The sequence below is a fragment of the Dolichospermum sp. UHCC 0259 genome (genome assembly GCF_009711935.1).
Taxonomy (GTDB): Bacteria; Cyanobacteriota; Cyanobacteriia; order Cyanobacteriales; family Nostocaceae; genus Dolichospermum.
Map to the genome: position 1 here is coordinate 1 of NZ_VIKX01000118.1, position 23,165 is coordinate 23,165.

Here is a 23,165-nt window from a genome sequence, read left to right on the forward strand (position 1 = left end):
CCTATCCCTGTTACTTCCTAATTCCTTTTTAGTGGGGGAGTGTGAACAGTTACTTAGAGATTTAGTCACAGATGTTTTAAATATCTTTGCTATTTCTAACGAAGGATTTCGTAACAACAAAAAAGAACCAGGAACAGAAGATGTTAAACGAATTTGGAATTATGCCCAAACCTGGGTAAAAGGAGACCTAAAAATGCAAGAAAAACTCAAACTCATTCAGCGCATTGTCACAGAATACCGCCAATTTTATCAAGTGAATATTGGTGAATCTAGTCATGCAATTCTCTTGCCAATTTCTAAAGCATTAGAAGTAATTCTCACAGTTCCCGAACATCTTGATCGGCAAGATATCATCTTTCAAGGTGCAGGACAATTACATGATGCTTTAGAAAGACAGGAAGTTTATAAACGTCCTCTATTAATGGATAAATCTGTAGATATTTCTACGCGAAAGAATCAAGAATTAACGGCAATTCATCAATTTATGACCACCTGTGTTGATGATTTATTTTGTGGATTGTATAAAGGCGATCGCGCACTTCTTCAAGAAAACCGTAACCGCATTAAATCTGGCGCAGAATTTGCCTATCGTTGGTTAGCTTTACAACAAAAACAAACAGAAAACCCTGAATTATAAGGAATCAAAAACATGGACTTTTTAAACACCATCAAACCTGAATTTCATACCTCTTTCCCACGTTTAGCATCTGGGAAATACGTTCACTTTTTAATGTTACGTCATAGTCAATCTTTCCCCGTCTTTCAAACTGATGGAGTTCTTAATACAGCACGAACTCAAGCAGGTTTAACAGCAAAAGAACCTATTAGTCGGTTAGTAATGTTCAAACGTAAACAAATCACACCCGAACGATTAGGAGGAAGAGAATTATTACGTTCTCTGGGTTTAACCAGTAGTAACGTCACAGAAAAAGATAAATTCTGTGAATACAATGGTGAAAACTCCTGTAAAAAATGCCCTGATTGTATTATTTACGGTTTTGCAATTGGTGATAGTGGTTCAGAACGTTCTAAGGTTTATTCTGATTCTGCTTTTTCCCTAAGTTCCTACGAACAATCTCACCGCAGTTTTACCTTTAATGCACCATTTGAAGGGGGAACAATGAGCGAAAAAGGAGAAATGCGAAGTGCAATTAATGAATTAGATCATGTACTCCCAGAAGTCACATTTCCCACCGTAGAAACCCTGCGTGACCCTACATTTGAAGGCTTTTTATATGTCTTGGGGAATCTGATGCGAACCCGTCGTTATGGCGCACAGGAATCACGTACAGGTACAATGTCAAATCATATTATTGGCATTGTTATTTGTGATGGGGAAATATTTAGTAATTTGCATTTGACTCAAGCATTATATGATGCCCTCAAACCAGATATTCATGCCCCAATTTCCGATATTATCACCCAAGCAACAGCCGTGACAACCAATTTACTTAATCAAGAACCTATTCGGAAAAACCAAGTAATTATAGGTTCACAATTAACTGATTTATTAGGTGAAGTTTCAGCTATTTATCAGAATGAAACCGCATTACAGAATACCCTCACAACTCTATATCAACAAACCAAAACCTATGCAGAAACCTATGGTGCTGTAGCCAAAAAAGGCAAAGGTAAATAATACCCAGATCCCCGACTTCTTTCATTTATTGTGTCCATAAATGATAAATTAATCACAGAAGTCGGGGATATTATCTCCTCATTACATTAATATTTCCCATCCCCAACTTATAAATAATATGATTCTCTACCAATGTGACTTAACCTTACATGATAACGTTTTCTTTGCTAGTCGGGAAATGGGTATTCTCTACGAAACCGAAAAATATTTACACAACTGGGCATTAAGTTTTGCATTTTTTGAAACCGTATATATTCCTAAAGTCTATCGTGTCAAAGGTGTAAATGCTCAAAAACCTAGTTATTTAGATTCTAGTCAAGAACAAAATCTTTTACATCTAAACAATGCAGGAATTTATGTTTTTCCAGCTTTACCTATTACTTGGTCATATCAAGTTAATACTTTTAAAGCTGCACAAGTTGCCTATTATGGAAAATCTGCACAATTTGGTGGTGAAGGGGCAAGAAAAAATTATCCTGTTAACTATGGTCGTGCTAAAGAATTAGCAATTGGTAGCCACTTCAAAACCTATATTATTGCTTCTGAACCAATCAAAATTCCTAATTGGATTCGCTTGGGTAAATGGTCATCTAAAATCCGAGTTGAAACAAGTATCATCACAGATATTAAACACAAATCAGGAGAATATATTACCAAACATCCTTTAAATCCATTAGATTTATCCACGTCAACTAAATTATTACTTTATAACCGGATTGTGATGCCTCCTGCAAGTTTAGTCAGTCAATCCCAATTGACAGGAGATTATTATCAATTACCTGATCAAACTTGTTTACCTATAGGAATAGCTTATGGGGCAAGTATTACAGAAGAATAAGATCCCCGACTTCTTTGAGAAGTTGGGGATCTGAAAACACACATTTTTCTAAAAAATATGAATTTACAAAGTTTAGTTATCCAATTAGGTGCTGCTAGTGAAAATACAATTCCTGCTACATTAGGTAGGGCGATTCATGCTCAATTTTTGCAATGGTTAACTTTAGGAAATCCTCAAATAGCAACCGCAGTTCATGATAGTCAAGAATCACCTTTTAGTTTATCAGGATTAATTGGTTATCGGCGTAAACAAGGCACACAATTAGGTGATGATTTTCTGATTCGGATTTCTCTTTTAGATGGTAATTTAATTGCACCATTATTAAAAGGTGTAGAGTCTTGCCAAGACAAAGCTATTTATTTAGGAAAATGTCCTTTTGTAATTCGCAGTATTTATTCATTACCAGAAACTCATCCTTTAGTATGTTGTTCAGACTACAACATCTTGTTAAATACATCTCCAATTGAGAATGATATCACTTTAGAATTTATTTCTCCTACCAGTTTTAAGCAACATCAAAATATTCAACCTTTTCCATTACCTGAATTAGTTTTTGGTAATCTTTTACGACGTTGGAACAGATTTGCACCCACAGAATTACAATTTTCTCAAATTGAATGGCAAGGTTTAGTTTCCGCTTTTGAACTGAAAACTCATGCTTTAAAAATGGCAGGAGGAGCAGAAATTGGTGCGGTTGGTTGGGTGAAATATCACTTTCTTGACCCCGAACAAGCCAGAATTGCCAATATTTTAGCTAACTTTGCTGTCTTTTCTGGAGTAGGACGCAAAACATCTATGGGTATGGGACAGGTCAAATTAAAAGTCAAAAGTTAAAGGATTTTAATTAAATACTTAATACTAAAATCCGACGCACCAATCACCAATCACCAATTACCAATTACCAATTACCAATTACCAATTACCAATGAATGAAGATTATTTACCTTTAGCTTATTTGAATGCTTGGGAATATTGTCCACGCAGATTTTACCTAGAATATGTATTAGGTGAAATGGCAGATAATGAACATATTATCTTAGGTCGTCATGTCCACCGCAATATTAATGAAGAAGGCACATTTCAAGAAGGAGAAACATTAATTCATCAACAACAATGGGTATGGTCAGATAGATTAAAAGTTTCTGGAATTATTGATGCTGTGGAAGAATCCAATGGTCAACTTGTGCCGGTGGAATATAAGAAAGGCAAAATGGCACAACATTTGAATGACCATTTTCAAGTTTGTGCTGCGGCTTTATGTTTGGAGGAACGGACAGGACACACGATTACCTATGGTGAAATATTTTATCATGCCAATCGGAGACGGCAAACTGTGGCATTTACACCGCAATTAAGGCAAATGACAGAACAAGCTATAGCACTCGCTCATGTTGCTAGTCAAAACAAAATGCCAGCACCTATTGATCATCCTAAAAAATGTCAATCATGCAGTCTCAAAGACATCTGTTTACCTCTTGAAATTAAACAATTACAACGCCAGGAATACTAAATTATGACTACTCTTTACGTTATCCAACCCGATGCTGTTCTAAGCAAAGATTATGAAGCCTTTCAAGTAGCTTTAAAACAGGAAGATGGGACTTGGAAAAAACAGAAAGTTGCGGCTCAAACTGTAAATGAAGTTATTTTGATGGGTAATCCCCAAGTTACTGGTGATGCTTTTGTTTACGCTTTAGAATTAGGAATGCCGGTGCATTATCTTTCTAGTTTTGGTAAATATTTGGGTTCGGCTTTGCCTAAATCTTCTCGGAATGGTCAATTGAGATTAGCACAGTATGAAGTTTATCGTGATCCTGTGCGAAGATTGGAATTAGTCAAAGCAATTGTCATGGCTAAAATTCACAATCAATATAATGTTTTGTACCGACATAATGAAAAAGATAATCCTCTCAAAGAACGCAAAAGTTTAGTCAAAGATAAACACACTATTCATGAAGTTATGGGAGTTGAAGGTTTAGCTGCTAGGGAATATTTTGCTTGTTGGCAACGTATGGTAGGTAAACAATGGACTTTTAATGGTAGAAATCGCCGTCCACCAACTGACCCGGTAAATTCTTTACTCAGTTTTGCCTATGCTTTATTACAAGGTCAAGTTATGGCTGCTGTGCATATTGCAGGTTTAGATCCCTATATCGGTTATTTACATGAAGTTAGTCGTGGTCAACCTGCTATGGTGTTGGATTTGATGGAGGAATTTCGAGCTTTGATTGCTGATAATTTGGTACTTTCGTTATTACATAAACAAGCAATTAAACCGGATGATTTTCATGAAAGTTTGGGTGCTTATCGGTTGAAAGATGATGCTAAAAAAACATTTCTAAAAGCTTTTGATACAAAAATGAATGATGAATTTAAACATCCTGTTTTTGATTATCGTTGCAACTACAGACGAGCGATAGAGTTACAAGCACGGTTACTCGGTCGGCATTTACAAGAAGGTGTTCCTTACAAACCTTTATCTTTACGATGACTACATTGTTTTATCTGATTATTTACGATTTACCTGATAACAAAGCTGCAAATAAACGCCGCACTCGTTTACATAAGATGCTGAGTGGTTATGGTAAGTGGACTCAATACAGTGTGTTTGAGTGTTTTTTGACTGCGGTGCAATTTGCCCAATTACAAACTAAAATGGAAAAGCTGATTAAGTCTGATCAGGATTCTATTAGGATTTATGTACTAGATTCTGGTAGTGTGAAAAGAACTATTACTTATGGTTCGGAAGTACCTAGACAAGAACAAGCTATCATTATATAATGAACATACAAGCTTGATTTTTTGGCAATCCGAAGCGGGGTCAAAAACCCTGGGGGTCCGCCAAATAGCCAGAACCTTGACAATTCAATACTTTCAGCGTTTCATTAGTTTCAGTTGGCATCTGACCCAAAGCCTGAAATGAGGTTTTTTAAGAGGTCCGCCAAAATCCCCCCTACAGTCTGTTCTTAGACTGGGTTTCAGAGGTCGGGGTTTCAATTTGCATAATCCCCGCAAGGGGACTGAAACATGTTTAAAACGCCCGTTCTCAATGCTTAACCCACTAATGTTTCAATTTGCATAATCCCCGCAAGGGGACTGAAACGACACCAGATAGACCAACTGAAGCAGTAGATTGAGTGTTTCAATTTGCATAATCCCCGCAAGGGGACTGAAACATTTCTGATAACTCTAAACTAACCAACGAGCAATTAAGTTTCAATTTGCATAATCCCCGCAAGGGGACTGAAACTCGTTTCGAGTTTGAATCATCTTTAAACCGTGATTTTGTTTCAATTTGCATAATCCCCGCAAGGGGACTGAAACATTTATTTAGTCGTTGTAGTCGTCAGATGCTTAATTGTTTCAATTTGCATAATCCCCGCAAGGGGACTGAAACATTTATTTAGTCGTTGTAGTCGTCAGATGCTTAATGTTTCAATTTGCATAATCCCCGCAAGGGGACTGAAACTTTTCCTTCCTTACCTTACCGTTAACATTATCCTTAGAGTTTCAATTTGCATAATCCCCGCAAGGGGACTGAAACCTAAGGATAATTTAGAAGTAAGTAACGCCCAACTTAAGTTTCAATTTGCATAATCCCCGCAAGGGGACTGAAACTAACGACTTGCTTAGGTCAAGGCTTTAATTAATTGTGTTTCAATTTGCATAATCCCCGCAAGGGGACTGAAACATCATTTATTTAACTCCTAAAAATGTTGTAAAGCAGGGGTTTCAATTTGCATAATCCCCGCAAGGGGACTGAAACATGACTTATCAACCCTAATCCGTAGGGAATTAGATAGTTTCAATTTGCATAATCCCCGCAAGGGGACTGAAACACTACAGTAAAATTTCTCTCCATTTGCTACTGCAAAATGAGTTTCAATTTGCATAATCCCCGCAAGGGGACTGAAACTCAATTGTTCTAGGCATAATTAAATAATGATTGGTAGTTTCAATTTGCATAATCCCCGCAAGGGGACTGAAACATTAATTATATTTGACAATTTATACAGAAAGATGTTATATAAAAGTTTCAATTTGCATAATCCCCGCAAGGGGACTGAAACAATTACATAATCATTGAAGCCCGACTGGGAATGAATTCCCAGTCTCATAACCAAAGTCATCTAAAGATGACTAAAATAACCCAAAAATTCTTTAGTAAACTTTATTTTTATCCTCTAAATACTATGCTAACTTTGCTGATTTTCAGCCAGCAATATCTAACTGTATTAACACCGCTAATACTGACAAACAAGAAAAGCTAGATAGCTTGCTGTCTCTGAATTTTCATACTTTTCAAAAAGCCCAAGTTTTAACCGTTTAGAGTATAACCAACTCCACCGCTAACTGAATCGCTGCTTTCATGCTTGTTGCGTCAGCAATCCCTTTGCCGGCAATATCAAAAGCTGTTCCATGATCCGGGGAAGTCCGTACAAAGGGTAAACCAATGGTAGTATTTACAGCCCGATCAAAAGCCATCAACTTCACGGGAATTAAACCTTGGTCGTGATAAAGTGCCAAGTAAGCATCGGCAGGATTTTTAACTGGAGAATTACCATACCAAGCCATACCCGGTTTCACCCACATTGTATCTGGGGGGATGGGTCCTTCTAGCTGTAAATGGGGGCGTTTTTGGCGTTCTGATTCCAACCAGGGAATTAACCAATCTATTTCTTCTGTTCCTAATTGTCCCATTTCACCGCTGTGGGGATTTAAACCTGCGATCGCAATTCTCCCATTTTTAATCCCAAAATTATTTTCTAAACACTCCACCAACAAATCTAATTTCTTTGTTAATAACTGTGGTGTTAAAGTAGCAGATACTTGACATAAAGGAATATGTGTGGTAGCAAGTAACGCCCGCAGAGTCCAACCAGTAAAAGGCGATCGCCCCACAAATAACATCCCAAACCGCTCCACCCCAGCCTTTGCGGCTAAAAGTTCCGTCTGTCCTGGATAATTAAAACCAGCAGCCTTCCAAGCAGATTTAGCGATCGGTCCGGTCACAATTCCATCAAACTCACCCGCCAAAGTCTGAGATATGGCATATTCCATATAAGCAAAACTCGCCGCACCACTAGCTGCATTCCCCACACCAGTAATAATTTCACCAGCACTAGGCACATCAACTATAGACAAATTAGCAGGATTTACCAAAGCCAGGGAATTATCAATATTTTTACTGATATTTTCATAAACTTGAGTTAATAAAGTTCTATTTCCCACCACTACCACATCACAATCTTGAGTAACTTGAGGATCAGCCAAAGCCTTCAAAATTACCTCAGCACCAATACCCGCCGGATCTCCCAGTGTCAACACCAAACGCGGACGTTTATCTTGATTAATCATTTATTGTAGGGGCGGGGTTTCCCCGCCCATTGTCATGTTTCCCCGCCCATCGTCGTGTTTCCCTGTCCATCCCCAAATATCATCCCTAAATTGGTTTAGAATTATTTATAAGGTTTAATTCCAATAATTCTGATAGACCCAGTTTACCTGAATCCTCAAAGTTGAAAATGAGATTTGAGCCTTCAAATCAAATTCAGCAGTCTGAAAAACAGGAAACATAACTCAACAATCCACAAAGGAGCATTACAGCAAATGGGCGGCGAAATGTTAAATGCAGCTATGCTATCTTTCGGTCTAATCTTCGTAGGTTGGGCGATCGGTGCTTTGTTACTCAAAATTCAAGGCGCAGAAGAGTAGAGGGGGAGCAGGGGAGTAGGGGAGGTAGGGGAGGTAGGGGAGGGAAGAACAAAAGTCATTATCACCTGAGTTCGACATAAGATAATTTGCGGAAAATTCGCCCCAAGTATGAGTCTCAAACCCTTATTCTCTCGTTAAAAAATCATAACACCGAACTCCGAACTCCGAACTCCGAACACCGAACTCAGGTATTATCCGTCAAAATGTCTTTGACAGACTACTAGAAGAAAGAATCATGTAGAACTTTAAAAAGCACTTGATTTTTGAATGAAGCTACCACCAGAAATCACAATGGAACAGGTAAATAGAGCAATTCAGAACCTGCTGACATTGCTGCTTTAAAATCTTTCCGTATCTTGAGGACTTCCCACAGCCCCCGGTTGAGATAAAAAGAAATTTTGAGCCGACTCATTTTGATAAATACATCTAATATCAGGCTTTTCACTATTTAAGTCCCCTGTAAAGCCAAAGGTATTAAGACGATTCTTACATTCTCGTACCTGATCTGATGTTACAAGTTTTTTATTTTCTAAAATAGCCCAGTTATTTTGACGAATAACACATCCAGGACGGATATTCGGCTGGGCAACAAAGACATTAAAGGGATTAAGAGTTACAAAGAGTCTGGCATCCATCACCATTGCACTAGATCCAAACTGCACACAAATCTCAGGATTTGGCGCTCTAGTGTCAATAAACTCACGGGAAGCCACATTTGATGAACTTAATGTAGTTGTCGAACTAAACGCAATCCCAATCCCAATTCCCAAAATCATCACTCCTCCTAAAAGGGCAATGGTGGCGAAGTTAAAAATCGGGGATTGGAACATAGAGGGTTTAGACGGATTAGTTGGTCTATTATTAGCAGATTTACGTCTCATTGTCGCTTTATTACCTTCATCCCAAAAGTGGTTTTTTGATTTCTCCCTTATTTCAGTATGCCGATTCTTGAGGATAATTATCCCCTATTTTCACTTTTCAGGAAATTTTAACATAAAAAAAGCCCGCATTAGCGGACTTCGTTGATTTCAAGAATCTACAAATTACTTGACATTCTGACTCTTAGAAGTGTAGTAAACCTTACTACCTGTATCTGGAACAAAATGACAACCAATCGCAGAATTCCACAGAGATTTCCAAACTGGTTCTTTGGATTCATGGAAATACTCACCCATAATTGGTTTAATTGCCTCAGTCGCTTTTAGCAAATTGTAATGAGGCATATTCAAGAAAATGTGGTGAGCAACATGAGTACCGATATCATGATGAATGTGGTTAAAAATCCCATAATCTCGGTCAACACTAGAAATTGCCCCTTTCAGGAAACTCCATTCTTCCCCACGATACCAAGGAATTCCTGGTTCAGTGTGGTGTAAGAAAGTCACCATATCCAACCAAATGATAAAGACAATGTAAGGTGCAGCGTAGTATTTCAACAACGCCATCCAACCAAATTGATAGGTAAATAAACCTAACAAAGCTACCATGCCAATCCAAAGAGTGGTGCTAGTGATAATATCCCATTTTTCTGAAGGCTTAAACAACGGGCTGCTGGGTGAAAAGTGAGAACCTTCTTTGCCAGGAGAACGCTTGAATAAATAAACTGGATAAGCCAATAAGAACAGATAAAACCGCCCAACTTTTTGCGCTACAGGCATTTCATCGTACTCTGATTCAGAGACAGGATACCAGCTTTCATCATTCTCCAAACTACCTGTATTTTTGTGGTGAGTCCTGTGGCTAATTCTCCAACCATGATAAGGAACGAGAATAAAGGTATGGGTAATATGACCAACCAAATCATTTAACCACTTGTGCTTAGAAAAAGATTGGTGTCCGCAGTCATGACCAACGACAAACAAAGCCCAAAACATTGTTCCTTGCATTACCCAAAAAACTGGCCAAAAATACCAAGAATCCAGATAATGGGCAACTGCATACAGCAGTCCCACAATTAGAACGTCACGAAAGAAATAATAAAGCGATTTAGTCACACTCGGCTGAAAACATTCAGCGGGAATAGCAGCTTTTAAATCCTGAAGAGTAAAGGGTAATTTCTCTTGACCCTCAGCAGATTCAGAACTAGGGTTTTGATTGAACTGGATTGTATCTAATTGCACTGGATTGGTTGATTGTAAATTATCAATTAACTGTGAGGTAATATTTAGTTACCACTGGAATTTAAATGGAGAAATATTGGCAATTTTCTTCAACATTTTTAAATGTGGTTAATTGCCAAACTAAAAGAACTGATGATGAAAGTAAAAGTAAGTAATTAATAATTAATTCATCCTTTCTAAATTCATCACTTATTCCTATAGCGGTATGCACTGGAATGAGATACAGAATCTACACTAAGAGCCTTATTGTAAGATACTCTTAACTCCTGACTCGGTGACTCCTACTATAATTATTTCGCCGCCCGATATGCGTCAAAAGTAGTATAACCAATATCAGTTTTGTAGAGTTGACATTGATTAGTGATTTCTTTCATCAAATTCCAAGAGAACTTATATTCATCATGAAGATAAGGACCCCAATTTTCTTTGATGCTACTGTAAGCCAACCGTAAATTATAGGAAGGAATAGCAGTAGAAATATGATGAGGAACATGAACATTAATATCGTGACAAAGCACTTCTACCCACTGAGGGTAATCACAATGAACTGTTCCGAATAACTGTGCTAAAGCCTCATTCCATTTATCAGCAGTTGAAAAAGGAACATCTGGAAGAGTGTGGTGAACAATGGTGAAGGTACTCATCCAGAAATGGTAAACCATCCAGGGAATAAACCAGAATTTAATAAAACCCCAAACGCCAGTTGTGATAATCAAAGTTGGGAAAACAATGGCGGCAAATGCTACTACTACAGCCACAGAAAATTTGACACTAGCTTGGTCTTTTTTCTGGAAATTGCGGGCATCAAAATGGACAACTGCCCAATGGCCAATCGAACCTACCCACCAGAGACGTTTAGTCATGAAAAACTCAAAGGCAGATTGTCTATTTGTAGACCAACTTGCAAAAACTTCTGTTCTAATAGGATGCCAAGCGTTATCTTCGTCCAGCTTGTTAGTATGTTTATGGTGATGATTATGCTTAATGCGCCAGCTATGAAAAGGGTAAATTAAGAACATCATGAAGAAATGTCCCACTAAATCATTTACCCAGCGACGTTTGGCAAATGAACGATGAGCGCAATCATGGCCAATAACAAAAAAACCTGTTAAAGCAGTTCCTGTAAAAATCCAAGCTAGGGGTAAAAGAAACCAAGGGGAAATTGCTATGAAATAATAGCCTAATGCCGCCATAGATAAACTGAGAACTACGGTTGTCCACGCTTTGCGGCTATTTTTCTGAAAACATTCCTTGGGCAGACTTTTGATAATATGCTTTAGTTTTATTTGGTCTTTGCCCAGGTCTGTGGAGACCGCTATTTCCTGACTTTTGATGATTGATGTAGTCATGAATACCTGAAAAACAACAGACTGCAACACAACGTTACTAAAAAACGTAACTTGCTGCAAAGTTTTGTAACATTAATTTCTGAGATTATAGCAACTTAACAACCACTTAGGATAGTTAGTCAGCAATTAAAAATTGCAAATTAAAAATTGCTTTATTTACACACAAAAAGTCAATAGTTTTTAGCCAAGAATTGACTATAAAACTATTGACTTTGAGCAAGAAATATGCTTATGCTTTTTTCTCTGCCAGCTTTACGTTTGTTGCTAGACCTAGTAATTGTAATAACTGAATAGTCATCCAAGTCATATCAATTTCCCACCATTCCAAACCATGACGAGCAGAATATTGAAAAGCATGGTGGTTATTGTGCCAACCTTCACCAAATACGAGAATAGCAACCCACCAACAATTAGTTGATCTATCACCAGATTCATAAGTGCGGTATCCGAATTTATGAGTAGCACTATTTACCAACCAAGTACAGTGATAAACCCAAATAATCCGCACAAAAATTCCCCAAACCACCATTGGCCAGCCGCCTATGAAATAGAGAACTAAGCCCAAGGCAATTTGTAAGAAAATGAAATTTTTCTGTAAAAACTGATAAACTGGGTCATCAATAATGTCTTTAGTGAAGCGAGGAACTTGATCGTGAGCGGGTGCAAAATGAATCATCCAACCCATGTGACTCCACCAGAAACCTTGATTGGAATCATGGGGATCTGATTCAGTATCAGAATGTAAGTGGTGAATCCGATGTGTACCGACCCACTCAATGGGGCCACCTTCACAAGAAAGTGTGCCAAAAATCACCAAGACATACTCTAACCACTTGGGGGTTTGAAAGCTACGGTGAGTAACAAGACGGTGATATCCCAACGTAATACCTAAACCTCCAGTCACCCAGTAGAGCAATAAAGCCACACCAACTGCCTGCCAGCTAAAATTGCTAGGAACTAGGGCAAAGAGAGCGCCGACGTGCAATGCAATGAAAAATAGGGTATTAACCCAGTTAATGTGAGGTTTAGAAGTAGCAATTGTCATGCAGTAACCTGAATAGAAATTGTTCAGCCTAGTCTGCGCGATCCTAAAATCCGCATATCTATTTTATGTTTTTCAATGAGGAAATGATGAACAGCTTTGAACGGCTGCGGGAAGCAGAACAGGCGCTATTAGAAATTTTTTCTGGTATTGACGCTCAGGTCAAGCATAATCTTAAACGAGTATTAGATGCCTTTCGTCATCACCGAGTAGGCGCACACCATTTTGCTGGTGTAAGTGGCTACGGACACGATGATTTAGGACGAGAAACCTTAGATAAAGTTTTTGCCCAAGTGATGGGTGCTGAATCTGCGGTGGTGCGAGTGCAGTTTGTTTCGGGAACTCATGCGATCGCTTGTGCGCTGTATGGTGTTCTTCGTCCTGGGGATGAAATGTTAGCAGTAGTCGGTTCTCCCTACGATACTCTCGAAGAAGTAATTGGCTTGAGAGGACAAGGCCAAGGTTCTCTAATTGATTTTGGCATAAAATACCGCCAATTGGAATTAACTGATCAAGGAAAAATAGATTGGCAAAACTTAAGCTCTAGCATTACCGACAACACAAAGTTAGTATTGATTCAACGTTCCTGCGGATATTCATGGCGACCAAGCCTTTCCATAGCCGACATTGAAAAAATTGTCCACATAGTCAAGCAGCAAAATCCTCACACAGTTTGTTTTGTAGACAACTGCTACGGCGAATTCATCGAAACCCAAGAACCAACCCATATTGGTGCTGACTTAATGGCCGGGTCATTAATCAAAAATCCTGGAGGTACAGTAGTGAGTGCCGGTGGTTATATAGCCGGACGCGCCGATTTAGTAGAAGCCTCTGCTTGTAGACTGACCGCCCCCGGTATTGGGAGCGAAGGAGGAGCAACCTTTGACCAAAACCGCCTATTATTCCAAGGATTATTTTTAGCCCCGCAGATGGTAGGGGAAGCCATGAAAGGAACATACCTCACCGGATATGTCTTTGATAAACTCGGATATCCAGTCAACCCCCCACCATTAGCGCCAAGAGGAGATGTCATCCAAGCCATTAAACTGGGTTCAGCAAAAAAACTAATTGCCTTCTGCAAAGCCATACAGCAGCATTCGCCCATAGGGTCTTATCTTGAACCTATACCCGATGATATGCCAGGTTACGAGAGCAAAGTAGTCATGGCTGGGGGGACATTTATCGAAGGGAGTACCTTAGAGTTATCGGCAGATGGTCCATTGCGTGAACCTTATGTGGTTTATTGCCAAGGGGGGACTCATTGGACTCATGTATCTCTGGCGTTACAAGCAGCTATTGAGGCGGTGATCAATATAGAATAATCCTCATGCAAAGGCAAGAAGCTTCTTTGCGCCTTTGCGTGAGACTTTATTCCGGTAACTTATACTGCGCCACTATCCGCTTCGCAAACTCCGGTACGTGAGCTGCTAATTTCTCTCCATGATTCCGTTTTACATATAAGTAATTTCTCGCAAAGTGGGAATCTATGGAAAATCTCGCATATTCCAGTCCTTTTGGTCCAATTCTATCAATTACTAATCCTAGTAATTTCGCTGCAAACATGGGTAATGTCACTGCATCATCATAGGCTTTTATACCCTGTTGTACTGCGGGTTTACGGTTGCCTTCTGAGATGACGGGCTTGGTGTCGAGTTGATCTTTGATTAGTTCTAACATTTCTTTCCCAGTATCATTTCTAACTACTATCCATTGCCAGGGGTAGGGTGCGCCCATATACCCGACGACGATATCAGCGAGGGAGTTGACGTAATCAAAGCAACTCATACATGATGGGGCAAAGATATCTTTGAGGACGTTGGTTTTTAAGCCGAAGAAGGGTACTGTTTCTTCTGATCCGTCTTCGTGTTTAAAATGTACCCGGAAGTCTTGCATAAATTCGTAACTGACGACTGTTTCTGGGGATCTGCTGGTGGTTTCTAGGAATTTTTGCAATCCGGCGCGGGTAACGTTATCTACGCATGGTGTTCCCAGTACATAGAGTTTTTCTAAGCCGAGTTTTTTCTCGACGGCGCGTAATGCTTGGATTTGACAACCTACTCCAATGACTAATAACCGTTTCATTCCTGATTGTTCTATCTGTTCTAATACAGATAGGTTGGGGGATAGAGTAGGTTTATTTACTTTTGCTGCTAGTATTTCTTCGGGGGTTCGCGCTATGATGGGCATGGGTTGAAAGCGGTCTTCTTTGGTGTTTTGAACACAAACTACACCTTCTACTAAGCCACGATTGAGCATTTCTATAGCGATGCTGCTAACTATTCCTGTCCATTGTGCGCCTTCTATGGGTTGTTGTTTTCTGGCGGACATCATTTCTTGATGAACTCCAAAGTAAAGTTCGTTTTCGTCTTCGAGGTTGCGGGGGCGGTTATGGGTGCTGGTTTCTAGTTCGTCTATTCTTTGGGTAATGAAGGCACACGCTTCTTTAACGTAGTGGATATAGTAGGTGTCGCATAGTCCGCATTCGCTACAGAGTTCTTTGGCGGGGCGCACGCTTCCGGGTTTGAGGGCTTTGGCTTTTTTGTGGGATTCTATGGATGTCATTTATTTTGTTTATTTTTACTAAATATGGCTTTTATTACCTTACCGTTACGGGATGTGATGTGGGTTGTTTGATTTGGGTAAGAGGTTTTTTTCACGCAGAGGCGCAGAGAGAATGAAGAAAATAATTAGGTAGTGATAATTTTATTTCTGTGATAACACTTCAGTGAATATACGGTAGTAATTATTCATGGGTTAGCTGAATCCAGAAACACATCAGTGGGTGCGTTGGCATGAACGCTATCTAGTAGTTTACTCCGAAAACTTCGCTAATTCTCAACTGAGAGGTTTAGAACAACGTCTCAACGCGGCTGAAAATGCTCTTTTGAAGCTGGCTGCCAAACCGGGAAAGGATTTAGTACAACTCGATGAAAAAATTGAGGCTATTCTCAAACGTCACCGTGTGAGTGAGTTCTTTGTGGTGAACACGAAGGCAGAAATTTCCACCCAAACGCGCCATCTGGGACGGGGACGACCTACAGCTAAATCTCCTCAACAGCAGATAGTTTGTGTTCAACTTCAACTTCAATTCTCTCGTCAGTCTGCTGCCATTGAACAGGCTCAACAGTTACTCGGATGGCGATTATATGTTACTAACGCATCCATTATCAAGCTTTCTTTATCCCAAGCGGTTATCTACTATCGTGATGAATGGCTCTTAGAACGGGGTTTTCATCGTTTTAAGCGTGGTAATCTACCTGCTTTACCTATCTATTTTCAAAATCAAGACCGAATTGTTGGCTTGATGTTTTTACTGACTATCGCATTACGAGTTTTTACTCTCATAGAGTTTGTTGTCCGCGAAGCACTTCAAAAAGCACAGCGAGTTCTCGCTGGTCTTTATGATGGTAATCCTAAGCGAGCCACTGCGCGTCCTTCTACTGAGCAGCTACTTAAGACTTTTCGCAACTTAACTCTTTACTCTCTCCCTGATTCTACCATCTTTGTTACGCCTCTTTCTGATCTTCAACGACAGATTCTTTCACTGATGAAATTGCCTGAATCTCTTTATCAACTACATCTCTTACCATGCAAGACTTAATTCCTTCTTTGATTTCTAAAATGAGCGAACGGACAGTTTAGATTTAGCTATTGAAGATATGGAACAAGAATTAATAAGCACTCGTGAAGCTACTGTCTCAGCTATGTCTATAGAAAAAATTAATATAAAAAAGTATAATGAAGCCGAAGTGGAGTTGAAAAAATGGCAAGATAGAACTAATTTAGCTATTGAAAAAGGTAATGATTATTTGGCATTAGAGGCTTTAAAGCGTCAAAAGTTTTTCTCCATTAAGGTGAATAATTTAAAGGTTGCTATCCAAGAACAGATGATTCTATCTAGTTGTTTAAAGCTGAGTTTATTTGCTTTGTCTAATAAAGTTGCTGAAGCTAAGATTTTTCGAGATAAGGTTGCTAATTTTGAATACCAGGAAGTATCGGAAATTAGCATGATGGAATCAGATTATGTTTCTGATGATTTAAAAATATTAAAAAGGCAATTAGATCAATTATAAATTAAATAAAAGTGTTTATTTATCGAGTAAAATTAATCAACATTCGGTGAACTTATCTAAGGGTTTTGCGGTTAATATACATCTTTCATTTTCCCGCAAAACCGCCTCAGAATGAATTTTGAGTCTAATAGCAAAAGTCTGTTAAAACAGACTGAATAAATATCAATCTTGATTTAGCTTTAGCTGAATTTTGCTATTAGCCAAGAAATGAATTTCTTAGTGGTGGTAATATCATGATGATTGTGGAAGATGTTAGATGAAAAAAGAGCGATCGCTTTCTCAAAAAAATATGCTAAATATAGCATAAAAAGGATATAAGTTAAGCCTAAATTTAATCATGATGTACGGATAATTGTCAAGGAATTTTAGAAAGGAAAGCCAAACAAAAAAGTAGCATGAGCATATATAAATTCTCATTTAGTACCCATAGCTGGCGAAACTATTGATTTTTCCGATGCAGCTTTTCCTCTGGAAAATAAGGAAAAAATCAAGATTTAATTTCAAAATACAAGTATTTATAAAAACTGGTTCTGCCGCTTCCTTTAACGTATGGTATCTATATTTCTGAAAAAATTAAAACCTTAAATCCAGTTGGGGTAGGGCATATTTTACCAAAAATATCATCAAGGGAGCGTAGAGCCAAGATTTTTTAGGAGGCTGGTACTGAGACTTGTATTTAATCAGAGTAGGAGCAAAGTTTCCTAACTATCCTTGGCTTAAATTGATAGTCCCGAAAGCCTTAAGACAAATATTCAGCCCCCAGTTATATAAATAACTGAAAGCTGAAGCTCTTCTATTTTGTATTGCTTTTAATGGCTCAGGTCAGATTTGAACTGACGACCCCAGGCTTATGAGTCCCGTACTCTAACCAACTGAGCTACTGAGCCACGTTGTTTTATCAACTTATATTAAGATAGCATACCAATTTGCATTTGACAACTATCAATTTCCAAATTTTTACTAGAAAAATAAAAAGAGGGAGTTCACCTCCCTCAATTAACCAAAGAATCATTAAATTCCCAACCAGCGGAAATTAAATGCGATTGGGTAAGAAAGCAATTGGGTTAACAGCGCCCTTACCAGATGGATGAACTTCAAAGTGACTATGAGGTCCAGTGCTGAAACCAGTGCTACCCATAGCCGCGATTGTTTGACCTTGTTGCACTCTTTGACCACGTTGCACCAGGATTCGGCTGTTATGTCCATAGCGAGTTAAGCTACCATCATCATGACGGATATCCACAAGGTTACCGTAACCACCGCTATTCCAGCCAGCTTTCTCAACGACACCAGCAGATGAAGCATAAATAGGTGTGCCGGTTGAGTTAGCAATATCAATCCCTCTGTGCATTCTTCCCCAGCGCCAGCCATAACCAGAGGTCAGAACTCCCTTAGCAGGCCAAATGTAGCTTGTGGAGGAAGAACTACCTGGGAAACTAGGATTGTCTTCAGTGGTCTGAGGCAAGTAGATATCCACTGCTGCTATAGGTGGTAAAGCTGGAGAAACAGAAGTTCCTCGCAGTTTTCCTAAAGAGTCAGATGCACTAGTCCGAGCAGGAGGCACTGTTAACTTAATGCCAGATGATTTGCGGGGAGAATTCCATCTAGCGCCCGTTTTGCTAGACACAAATTCTGGGTTAATTGGATCGTTGGTGGGAGCAGATGCTGTTACTAGAGTCTTAAGCGGTTGATTGCTGTAGCTGGGCAATATTGCTTGAGGTACGGCAATCTGGATGGCATTCGCTTGAGATACTGTGGAGTTATTGGATGATTCAATAGCAACGGGTACAGACTGACTATTGTTTTCAGGGGCTGTAACAGCTATACTGGCTTGTTGAGCGCGGTATTTATAACGCAATCTCTCAATTTCTGCTTGCAAGCTGCGGATACGTTCATTACCTTTGGCTTTAGATACCTTTTGCACGGGTTTTTGTGAACCCTGCTTTTGTTGGGAAAAAGTTCTTGGTAATGGGACATCACCACCTAGTCCGTAAGAGTTACTGGGAGTAGGTAAGGCTTTGGGAATAACAATAGGAATAGTAGACTGCCCTTCGCTGTCTGTGACTATTGGCGCGGGAACATTAATTTGGTTAGCGATACTAGGATAATTAGTCCGTTCTTGTTCTGCTGTCACCACTGGTACTGGGATAGCCACGCTATTGGTAGCCGGAGTTTCAATCCCTTCTAACTGCTCATTTGTTGGGGCAGTAATTGTTACACTGGTATTATTGGCAACAAATGATCTGGGGTTAAAACTAGGGTTGTTTAAAGAAGAATTATCTACCTGGCTAGAGGTTTCTACTATCTTGTCCGCAGGAATAATTAACCTTTGATTAATTTGCAGTTGATTAGGATCACTCAGGTTGTTAGCTCTAACCAGATCAGAAACAGAAGTACCGTAATTGGTAGCAATTTCTGCTAAGGTATCTCCGGGCTTGACTTGATATGTTGAGGAAGACAGTTGTGCGACAACTTTTGTTGAGGCTGATGCAGGCAGAGGTATTGGCTTTATCGTTGCACTTGTTTCTTTGTTCTGTTTCAACCGATAAATCAGATCAGATTGTTTGAAATCAGTCAAGTTCTCCGATTGCTCTGGTATGGATCTATTAGCTACAGTGGTTGGCTGTGCTTCTTTAATACCAGTTTTTAATAAATCTTGAGTTTGTTCAGACCGTAAATCTGCCAAACTATTTCTTAAGCGGGTTGATTTTTCCTGTAAGCGATTCAGGGCAAATTCCTGCTGTGCTTTTAATTGGGCATCAACATTACCGTCGGCTAACTCGCCTGCTGGCAAATTTTGGGTACTGCCAGTAACCTCTTCCACTTTAGACAACTGTGATGCCGTCTCAGGCTGTTGGTTATTTGTTGGTAATGTCACCTGAATTGGGCTATAGCTTACTCCGGGTGCTAATTGTGAGTGAACAGAATCTCTGTCAACCAATTGGGCTGAGGAAATTACGTTGGATGCGGTGCCTTCGACGGCTGTGCTGTTGGTTGCAATTTGCCATTTAGCTTCAAGCCCAGGTACTTGTGAAACTACTGTTGGTTCCAATATTACTGGATTTGCTAACGCGCCTGCGGGTGAGACGGTTGGAGCTTCCAGTTTGGTGGCGGCAAATTTCATCTCACTCTCAGCAACAAATGGATTTGTTGAAGCTGCTTTTTGACTGCCAACAGGAGCCGCTGCTTGGGCTTGATCGCTTTGTCGAGTCACCAAAAGGCTGGTTGCTCCCATGGATATCGCCAAGCCAATCATGGCTGCCTGATGAGTCCGCGCCCGGCGGTTCATTTTGGTATTGATCTCATAATTTGTTTGCTCTACCGGGGCATCATCGCTGCTGGGGGTATTGTTCAACACAGCCTTATCTCTTTTTTTCAATGCTCGTTTCAAAGACGACCTCCTAATGATCACTAGCGTTTAACTGATCTTGATTTTTAAGTTGGATATTAATTCATGATTGATATCACATCAAACCACATATCAAGATCACATTCACCAGAGACACTTACGCAAGATTAACGTGCTTCTCTGATTTAAACAAGTTCTACACCTTTGTAAACTCTAGAGTTTTTGGTGCTTTCTTGTCTAAGTCACTCCTCACAACCTAAAAATTTTCACTGTTGAGAGTCATCCCTAATCATTCTGCTGCAAAAAGACAGAACTAAACAAATATCATAACTTGGCTAGGTCTATTGTCTCTATTAGTTCATGATCTGGGATGATTTCTACAATAGCAATGATCCCGCTGTAGACGTTTTCAAGATTTTTTAACTAAATCCGTTTTATCAATACGAGACTTTACTTTTATTCTTCCCTAAAAAACAACCGTATACAACATCAGCAATTTTTGCATTATTTTGTTGTATTTCTGGATACAATGTTGTCCGATTCATTGAGATTCAAGGTGTTGGGGTGTTTTGGCTTTTTTGAGTCATAAGCTGAGAATTAACTAAAATCTATCCTTGGTGGTTAGATCACCCTGAAAATATCTATACAAATTTCTTATGTCATCTTAACAGATTTTATCAGTATATACCATGATTAACCTTTTGGTTGTGTATTTTATGCAACATTATTTTCAAAGGTTCTGGCATGGTTGATTCTGATAAATATGTTTCTATCACAGTTAATCCTAAATTTCTGTTGGTGAATATGAATTATTGTAAATAGCCTAACTGACGACGACATTCAAATAAACCTATGGCGACGCTGACTGAGAGGTTCAAGCTCCTCACACCGGGTTCATACATGGGAATATATAAGGTGGAGTCACAAGTGGAGAGAATGGGATCTGGTAATCCGGCTGTTTCGCTGCCAAAAAGTAGCCAGTCATCCGGTTGAAATTCAAAATTAATGTAATTAAAATTACCACGAACGCTAAAACCTAAGCATCTACCTCCACGTTGTTTATGTACGTTTTGAAATGTTTCTATGGAATTATGATAATGGAATTTAACGTAAGGCCAATAATCTAACCCGGCTCGTTTGAGATAGCGATCGCTAATTTCAAATCCTAATGGACCGACCAAATGTAATTCCGTACCTGTAGCGGCACAAGTCCGGGCAATGTTGCCAGTATTAGGGGGAATTTGTGGGTTGACTAAAACTATCTGGGGCATCTTTCTCAACTCTAATTTGTATATTAGGGAATTTCTTGCTGTCTAAAAATCTACCAAAATGTAGAGGCGATATATAGTTTTTTTTAATATGTGCTAAGTATTTCTCTGTGATTATTTTTTTTAAATCATTCAGCAGGAGTCAGGAGTCAGGAGTCAGGAGTCAGGAGTCAGGAGTCAGGAGTCAGGATGGAAGAAGAAGAAAGGAGTCAGGAGTCAGGAGTCAGGAAGGAGGAAGGAGGAAGGAGGAAGGAGGAAGGAGGAAGGAGGAAGGAGGAAGAATTTTCTCGACTTTAGAAAATTGCCTATTCCCTCTTGCCTTTTGCCTCTCCTTTATTGCCTCACAGATGAACATAGTTTGCTTTCTAGTTCGGTTTCCCGTTCTTGGGTAGCAATAATAGCTTGAGCAATTACACGCTGGGTATCAACGCCTATTTTATGCAGTTGTAACCATTGTTGAGCTTCGTTGCCTTCGCGCAGGATTTTTTGTAAAGGGGATAAGAAACAACTAAAGCCCTGTTGTTTGGCGATACTCCAAACTTCTTGATAGATTTGTGTTATCCAATCTCTAGCCAGGATACTACTACCATCTTGCCATCGCTGTAATTTTGCATCCAGACTGTGAGTAGCAGCAGCCATTTCGTTGCTTCTGGTTAAGGTAATGAGTTCTTCGGGAGAAAATGGACTTTGAGTTAAGGGGTCAATATTGGGGTTGTCAATAATTTGGATTAACCGTGCTTCCAGCATTGCTGTCATCGCTAACAAGGCAATAGGATCTGTAACTAGGTCACAAATTCGCAATTCTAAGCGATTTAGATCATAAGGTCGGCGATCGCCATTTGGACGTACTGAAGTCCACAAATGCCGAACATTTTGCATTGTTCCAGCCGCCAACTGTTCATTTACCCATTGAATATGATCAGCATGACTAGCAAATAAGGGTACATAATCAGGAGTTTGGGGAAATAGTCCCCAGCGAGTGGAATGATAACCAGTGGTTTTACCGTCCAGGAAAGAAGAAGAGGCACTCATAGCTAAAAATAGAGGCGCTTCCATTCTGATGACCCGACAGGCACGCATTAATACCTCTGGGTCACTGATACCAACATTGATATGAACGCTGGCTGTAACTACCTTTGTGCCATAGGTTTGTTCAATGTAATCATGATAGGGATTCGTGGGGTCAGAACGCAAAAAGTGTTGGCTTCCTTGCAAAGATAATGTACTACCCGGTATCAAAGTATAATTATCTAAACCTTGAAGATAATTCCGCAACGTCTTTCTAGGACGTAACAAAGCACACAACAAACTATCATAATTTATAGATGGTTGAGTTATGTACTCCACATTGCGGCTATCTGGTTCACGCATAAACCCATCTAAATTTGTAACAATTTTGTCCGATAGTCCCACAATGTCACCTTGAGGCGTGCCAGTGTACATCTCAATCTCAAAGCCTTTTAATAAGACCATGTTATTCTCCGAAACTTCTCCTAATGTTTATAAATTGTATCTAATTAGACGATTTTTTGCATTTTTTGTGTACATATAAATTTAGCCAAGAAAAAAAGTAATAAAAATTACTCCTTATTGCCACCAGAATTTATTGATCAACTATCTCCAAATAGTATAAAGTCTTAACCAAGAACGATATTTGTTAGCTTAGAGAAATGACTATTATATGAAATAATGAGATTTATAGATTTCCCAACAAAGACAATCCCCTTATTCTTAATAAGTTGTGACAATTTTTATATATGGAGCAAATAACT

At 39.2% G+C, this 23,165-nt stretch carries 22 protein-coding genes, 1 tRNA gene and 1 CRISPR repeat array; of the genes, 12 read left to right on the top strand and 11 right to left on the bottom strand.

Annotated elements, in window-relative coordinates; all coding sequences use genetic code 11:
- From cas10d to cas2, 7 genes are all read left to right on the top strand, one after another.
- A partial coding sequence (gene cas10d / locus FJR05_RS09220) for a type I-D CRISPR-associated protein Cas10d/Csc3 (RefSeq protein ID WP_168643825.1) occupies nt 1-637 on the top strand: 637 nt, incomplete at its 5' end.
- A gap of 12 nt (nt 638-649) precedes the next feature.
- Nucleotides 650-1,639, top strand: coding sequence for a type I-D CRISPR-associated protein Cas7/Csc2 (gene cas7d, locus FJR05_RS09225; protein ID WP_168643826.1), 990 nt, complete (start codon nt 650-652; stop codon nt 1,637-1,639).
- A gap of 118 nt (nt 1,640-1,757) precedes the next feature.
- Entirely contained in the window at nt 1,758-2,477 is a 720-nt protein-coding gene (gene cas5d / locus FJR05_RS09230; protein WP_168643827.1) for a type I-D CRISPR-associated protein Cas5/Csc1, read from the top strand.
- Between the two features lie 57 nt (nt 2,478-2,534).
- A complete protein-coding gene (cas6, locus tag FJR05_RS09235) occupies nt 2,535-3,311 on the top strand; it encodes a CRISPR-associated endoribonuclease Cas6 (protein WP_168643828.1) in 777 nt (258 codons plus the stop codon).
- A 91-nt stretch (nt 3,312-3,402) separates the two neighbouring features.
- The gene (gene cas4, locus FJR05_RS09245) at nt 3,403-3,987 is read left to right on the top strand and encodes a CRISPR-associated protein Cas4 (RefSeq protein ID WP_168643829.1); all 585 of its coding nucleotides are present in this window, start codon (nt 3,403-3,405) and stop codon (nt 3,985-3,987) included.
- Between the two features lie 3 nt (nt 3,988-3,990).
- Nucleotides 3,991-4,968 carry a type I-D CRISPR-associated endonuclease Cas1d gene (gene cas1d / locus FJR05_RS09250; RefSeq protein ID WP_168643830.1) on the top strand — a complete coding sequence of 326 codons (978 nt, stop codon included), beginning with the start codon at nt 3,991-3,993 and terminating at the stop codon, nt 4,966-4,968.
- On the top strand, nt 4,965-5,258 hold the full coding sequence (gene cas2, locus FJR05_RS09255; protein WP_168643831.1) for a CRISPR-associated endonuclease Cas2: 294 nt from the start codon (nt 4,965-4,967) through the stop codon (nt 5,256-5,258). The genes cas1d and cas2 overlap by 4 nt, the downstream gene beginning before the upstream one ends.
- 209 nt (nt 5,259-5,467) lie before the next feature.
- Nucleotides 5,468-6,547: direct repeats of the CRISPR family, unit length 37 nt; unit sequence GTTTCAATTTGCATAATCCCCGCAAGGGGACTGAAAC.
- A 256-nt stretch (nt 6,548-6,803) separates the two neighbouring features.
- Here cas2 and pdxA read toward each other — a convergent pair.
- Entirely contained in the window at nt 6,804-7,835 is a 1,032-nt protein-coding gene (gene pdxA, locus FJR05_RS09260; RefSeq protein WP_168643832.1) for a 4-hydroxythreonine-4-phosphate dehydrogenase PdxA, read from the bottom strand.
- A 252-nt stretch (nt 7,836-8,087) separates the two neighbouring features.
- Here pdxA and FJR05_RS09265 point away from each other — a divergent pair, with 252 nt between their 5' ends.
- Nucleotides 8,088-8,192, top strand: coding sequence for a PetM family cytochrome b6-f complex subunit 7 (locus FJR05_RS09265; protein WP_015078782.1), 105 nt, complete (start codon nt 8,088-8,090; stop codon nt 8,190-8,192).
- A 338-nt stretch (nt 8,193-8,530) separates the two neighbouring features.
- Here the strand turns inward: FJR05_RS09265 and FJR05_RS09270 are convergent, their stop codons facing one another.
- The 4 genes from FJR05_RS09270 to FJR05_RS09285 form a co-directional block, all read right to left on the bottom strand.
- Entirely contained in the window at nt 8,531-9,073 is a 543-nt protein-coding gene (locus tag FJR05_RS09270) for a DUF3172 domain-containing protein (protein WP_168643833.1), read from the bottom strand.
- A gap of 162 nt (nt 9,074-9,235) precedes the next feature.
- Entirely contained in the window at nt 9,236-10,312 is a 1,077-nt protein-coding gene (locus FJR05_RS09275) for a fatty acid desaturase (RefSeq protein WP_168643834.1), read from the bottom strand.
- Between the two features lie 290 nt (nt 10,313-10,602).
- Nucleotides 10,603-11,661, bottom strand: coding sequence for a fatty acid desaturase (locus FJR05_RS09280; protein WP_168643835.1), 1,059 nt, complete (start codon nt 11,659-11,661; stop codon nt 10,603-10,605).
- Nucleotides 11,662-11,890: 229 nt separating this feature from the next.
- Nucleotides 11,891-12,706 (bottom strand): acyl-CoA desaturase, encoded by an 816-nt coding sequence (locus FJR05_RS09285; RefSeq protein WP_168643836.1) that lies wholly within the window; start codon nt 12,704-12,706, stop codon nt 11,891-11,893.
- 86 nt (nt 12,707-12,792) lie between these two features.
- Here FJR05_RS09285 and FJR05_RS09290 point away from each other — a divergent pair, with 86 nt between their 5' ends.
- Entirely contained in the window at nt 12,793-14,025 is a 1,233-nt protein-coding gene (locus FJR05_RS09290; protein ID WP_168643869.1) for a methionine gamma-lyase family protein, read from the top strand.
- A 46-nt stretch (nt 14,026-14,071) separates the two neighbouring features.
- Here the strand turns inward: FJR05_RS09290 and FJR05_RS09295 are convergent, their stop codons facing one another.
- Nucleotides 14,072-15,265, bottom strand: coding sequence for a Coenzyme F420 hydrogenase/dehydrogenase, beta subunit C-terminal domain (locus FJR05_RS09295; protein WP_168643837.1), 1,194 nt, complete (start codon nt 15,263-15,265; stop codon nt 14,072-14,074).
- A gap of 220 nt (nt 15,266-15,485) precedes the next feature.
- Between FJR05_RS09295 and FJR05_RS26700 the strand changes: the two genes are divergently transcribed.
- The gene (locus tag FJR05_RS26700) at nt 15,486-16,304 is read left to right on the top strand and encodes a hypothetical protein (protein ID WP_174783645.1); all 819 of its coding nucleotides are present in this window, start codon (nt 15,486-15,488) and stop codon (nt 16,302-16,304) included.
- Between the two features lie 49 nt (nt 16,305-16,353).
- Nucleotides 16,354-16,776 (top strand): PspA/IM30 family protein, encoded by a 423-nt coding sequence (locus tag FJR05_RS09305; RefSeq protein ID WP_371416866.1) that lies wholly within the window; start codon nt 16,354-16,356, stop codon nt 16,774-16,776.
- Between the two features lie 179 nt (nt 16,777-16,955).
- Here the strand turns inward: FJR05_RS09305 and FJR05_RS27620 are convergent, their stop codons facing one another.
- The 4 genes from FJR05_RS27620 to FJR05_RS09320 form a co-directional block, all read right to left on the bottom strand.
- On the bottom strand, nt 16,956-17,081 hold the full coding sequence (locus tag FJR05_RS27620) for a hypothetical protein (protein ID WP_256376185.1): 126 nt from the start codon (nt 17,079-17,081) through the stop codon (nt 16,956-16,958).
- 508 nt (nt 17,082-17,589) lie between these two features.
- Nucleotides 17,590-17,663 (bottom strand) — tRNA-Met (locus FJR05_RS09310).
- Nucleotides 17,664-17,809: 146 nt separating this feature from the next.
- Nucleotides 17,810-20,167, bottom strand: a complete 2,358-nt coding sequence (locus FJR05_RS09315) for a peptidoglycan DD-metalloendopeptidase family protein (RefSeq protein ID WP_168643839.1) — start codon at nt 20,165-20,167, stop codon at nt 17,810-17,812.
- A 767-nt stretch (nt 20,168-20,934) separates the two neighbouring features.
- The gene (locus tag FJR05_RS09320) at nt 20,935-21,396 is read right to left on the bottom strand and encodes a tRNA (cytidine(34)-2'-O)-methyltransferase (RefSeq protein ID WP_053538214.1); all 462 of its coding nucleotides are present in this window, start codon (nt 21,394-21,396) and stop codon (nt 20,935-20,937) included.
- Nucleotides 21,397-21,503: 107 nt separating this feature from the next.
- Here FJR05_RS09320 and FJR05_RS09325 point away from each other — a divergent pair, with 107 nt between their 5' ends.
- Nucleotides 21,504-21,785: a hypothetical protein gene (locus FJR05_RS09325; RefSeq protein ID WP_168643824.1), complete on the top strand. Its 282-nt coding sequence runs from the start codon at nt 21,504-21,506 to the stop codon at nt 21,783-21,785.
- On the opposite strand, the gene gshA is transcribed toward FJR05_RS09325, so the two are convergent.
- Nucleotides 21,727-22,866 carry a glutamate--cysteine ligase gene (gshA, locus tag FJR05_RS09330; RefSeq protein ID WP_168643840.1) on the bottom strand — a complete coding sequence of 380 codons (1,140 nt, stop codon included), beginning with the start codon at nt 22,864-22,866 and terminating at the stop codon, nt 21,727-21,729. The two genes, FJR05_RS09325 and gshA, sit on opposite strands and share 59 nt — an antisense overlap.
- Between the last annotated feature and the right edge of the window lie 299 nt (nt 22,867-23,165).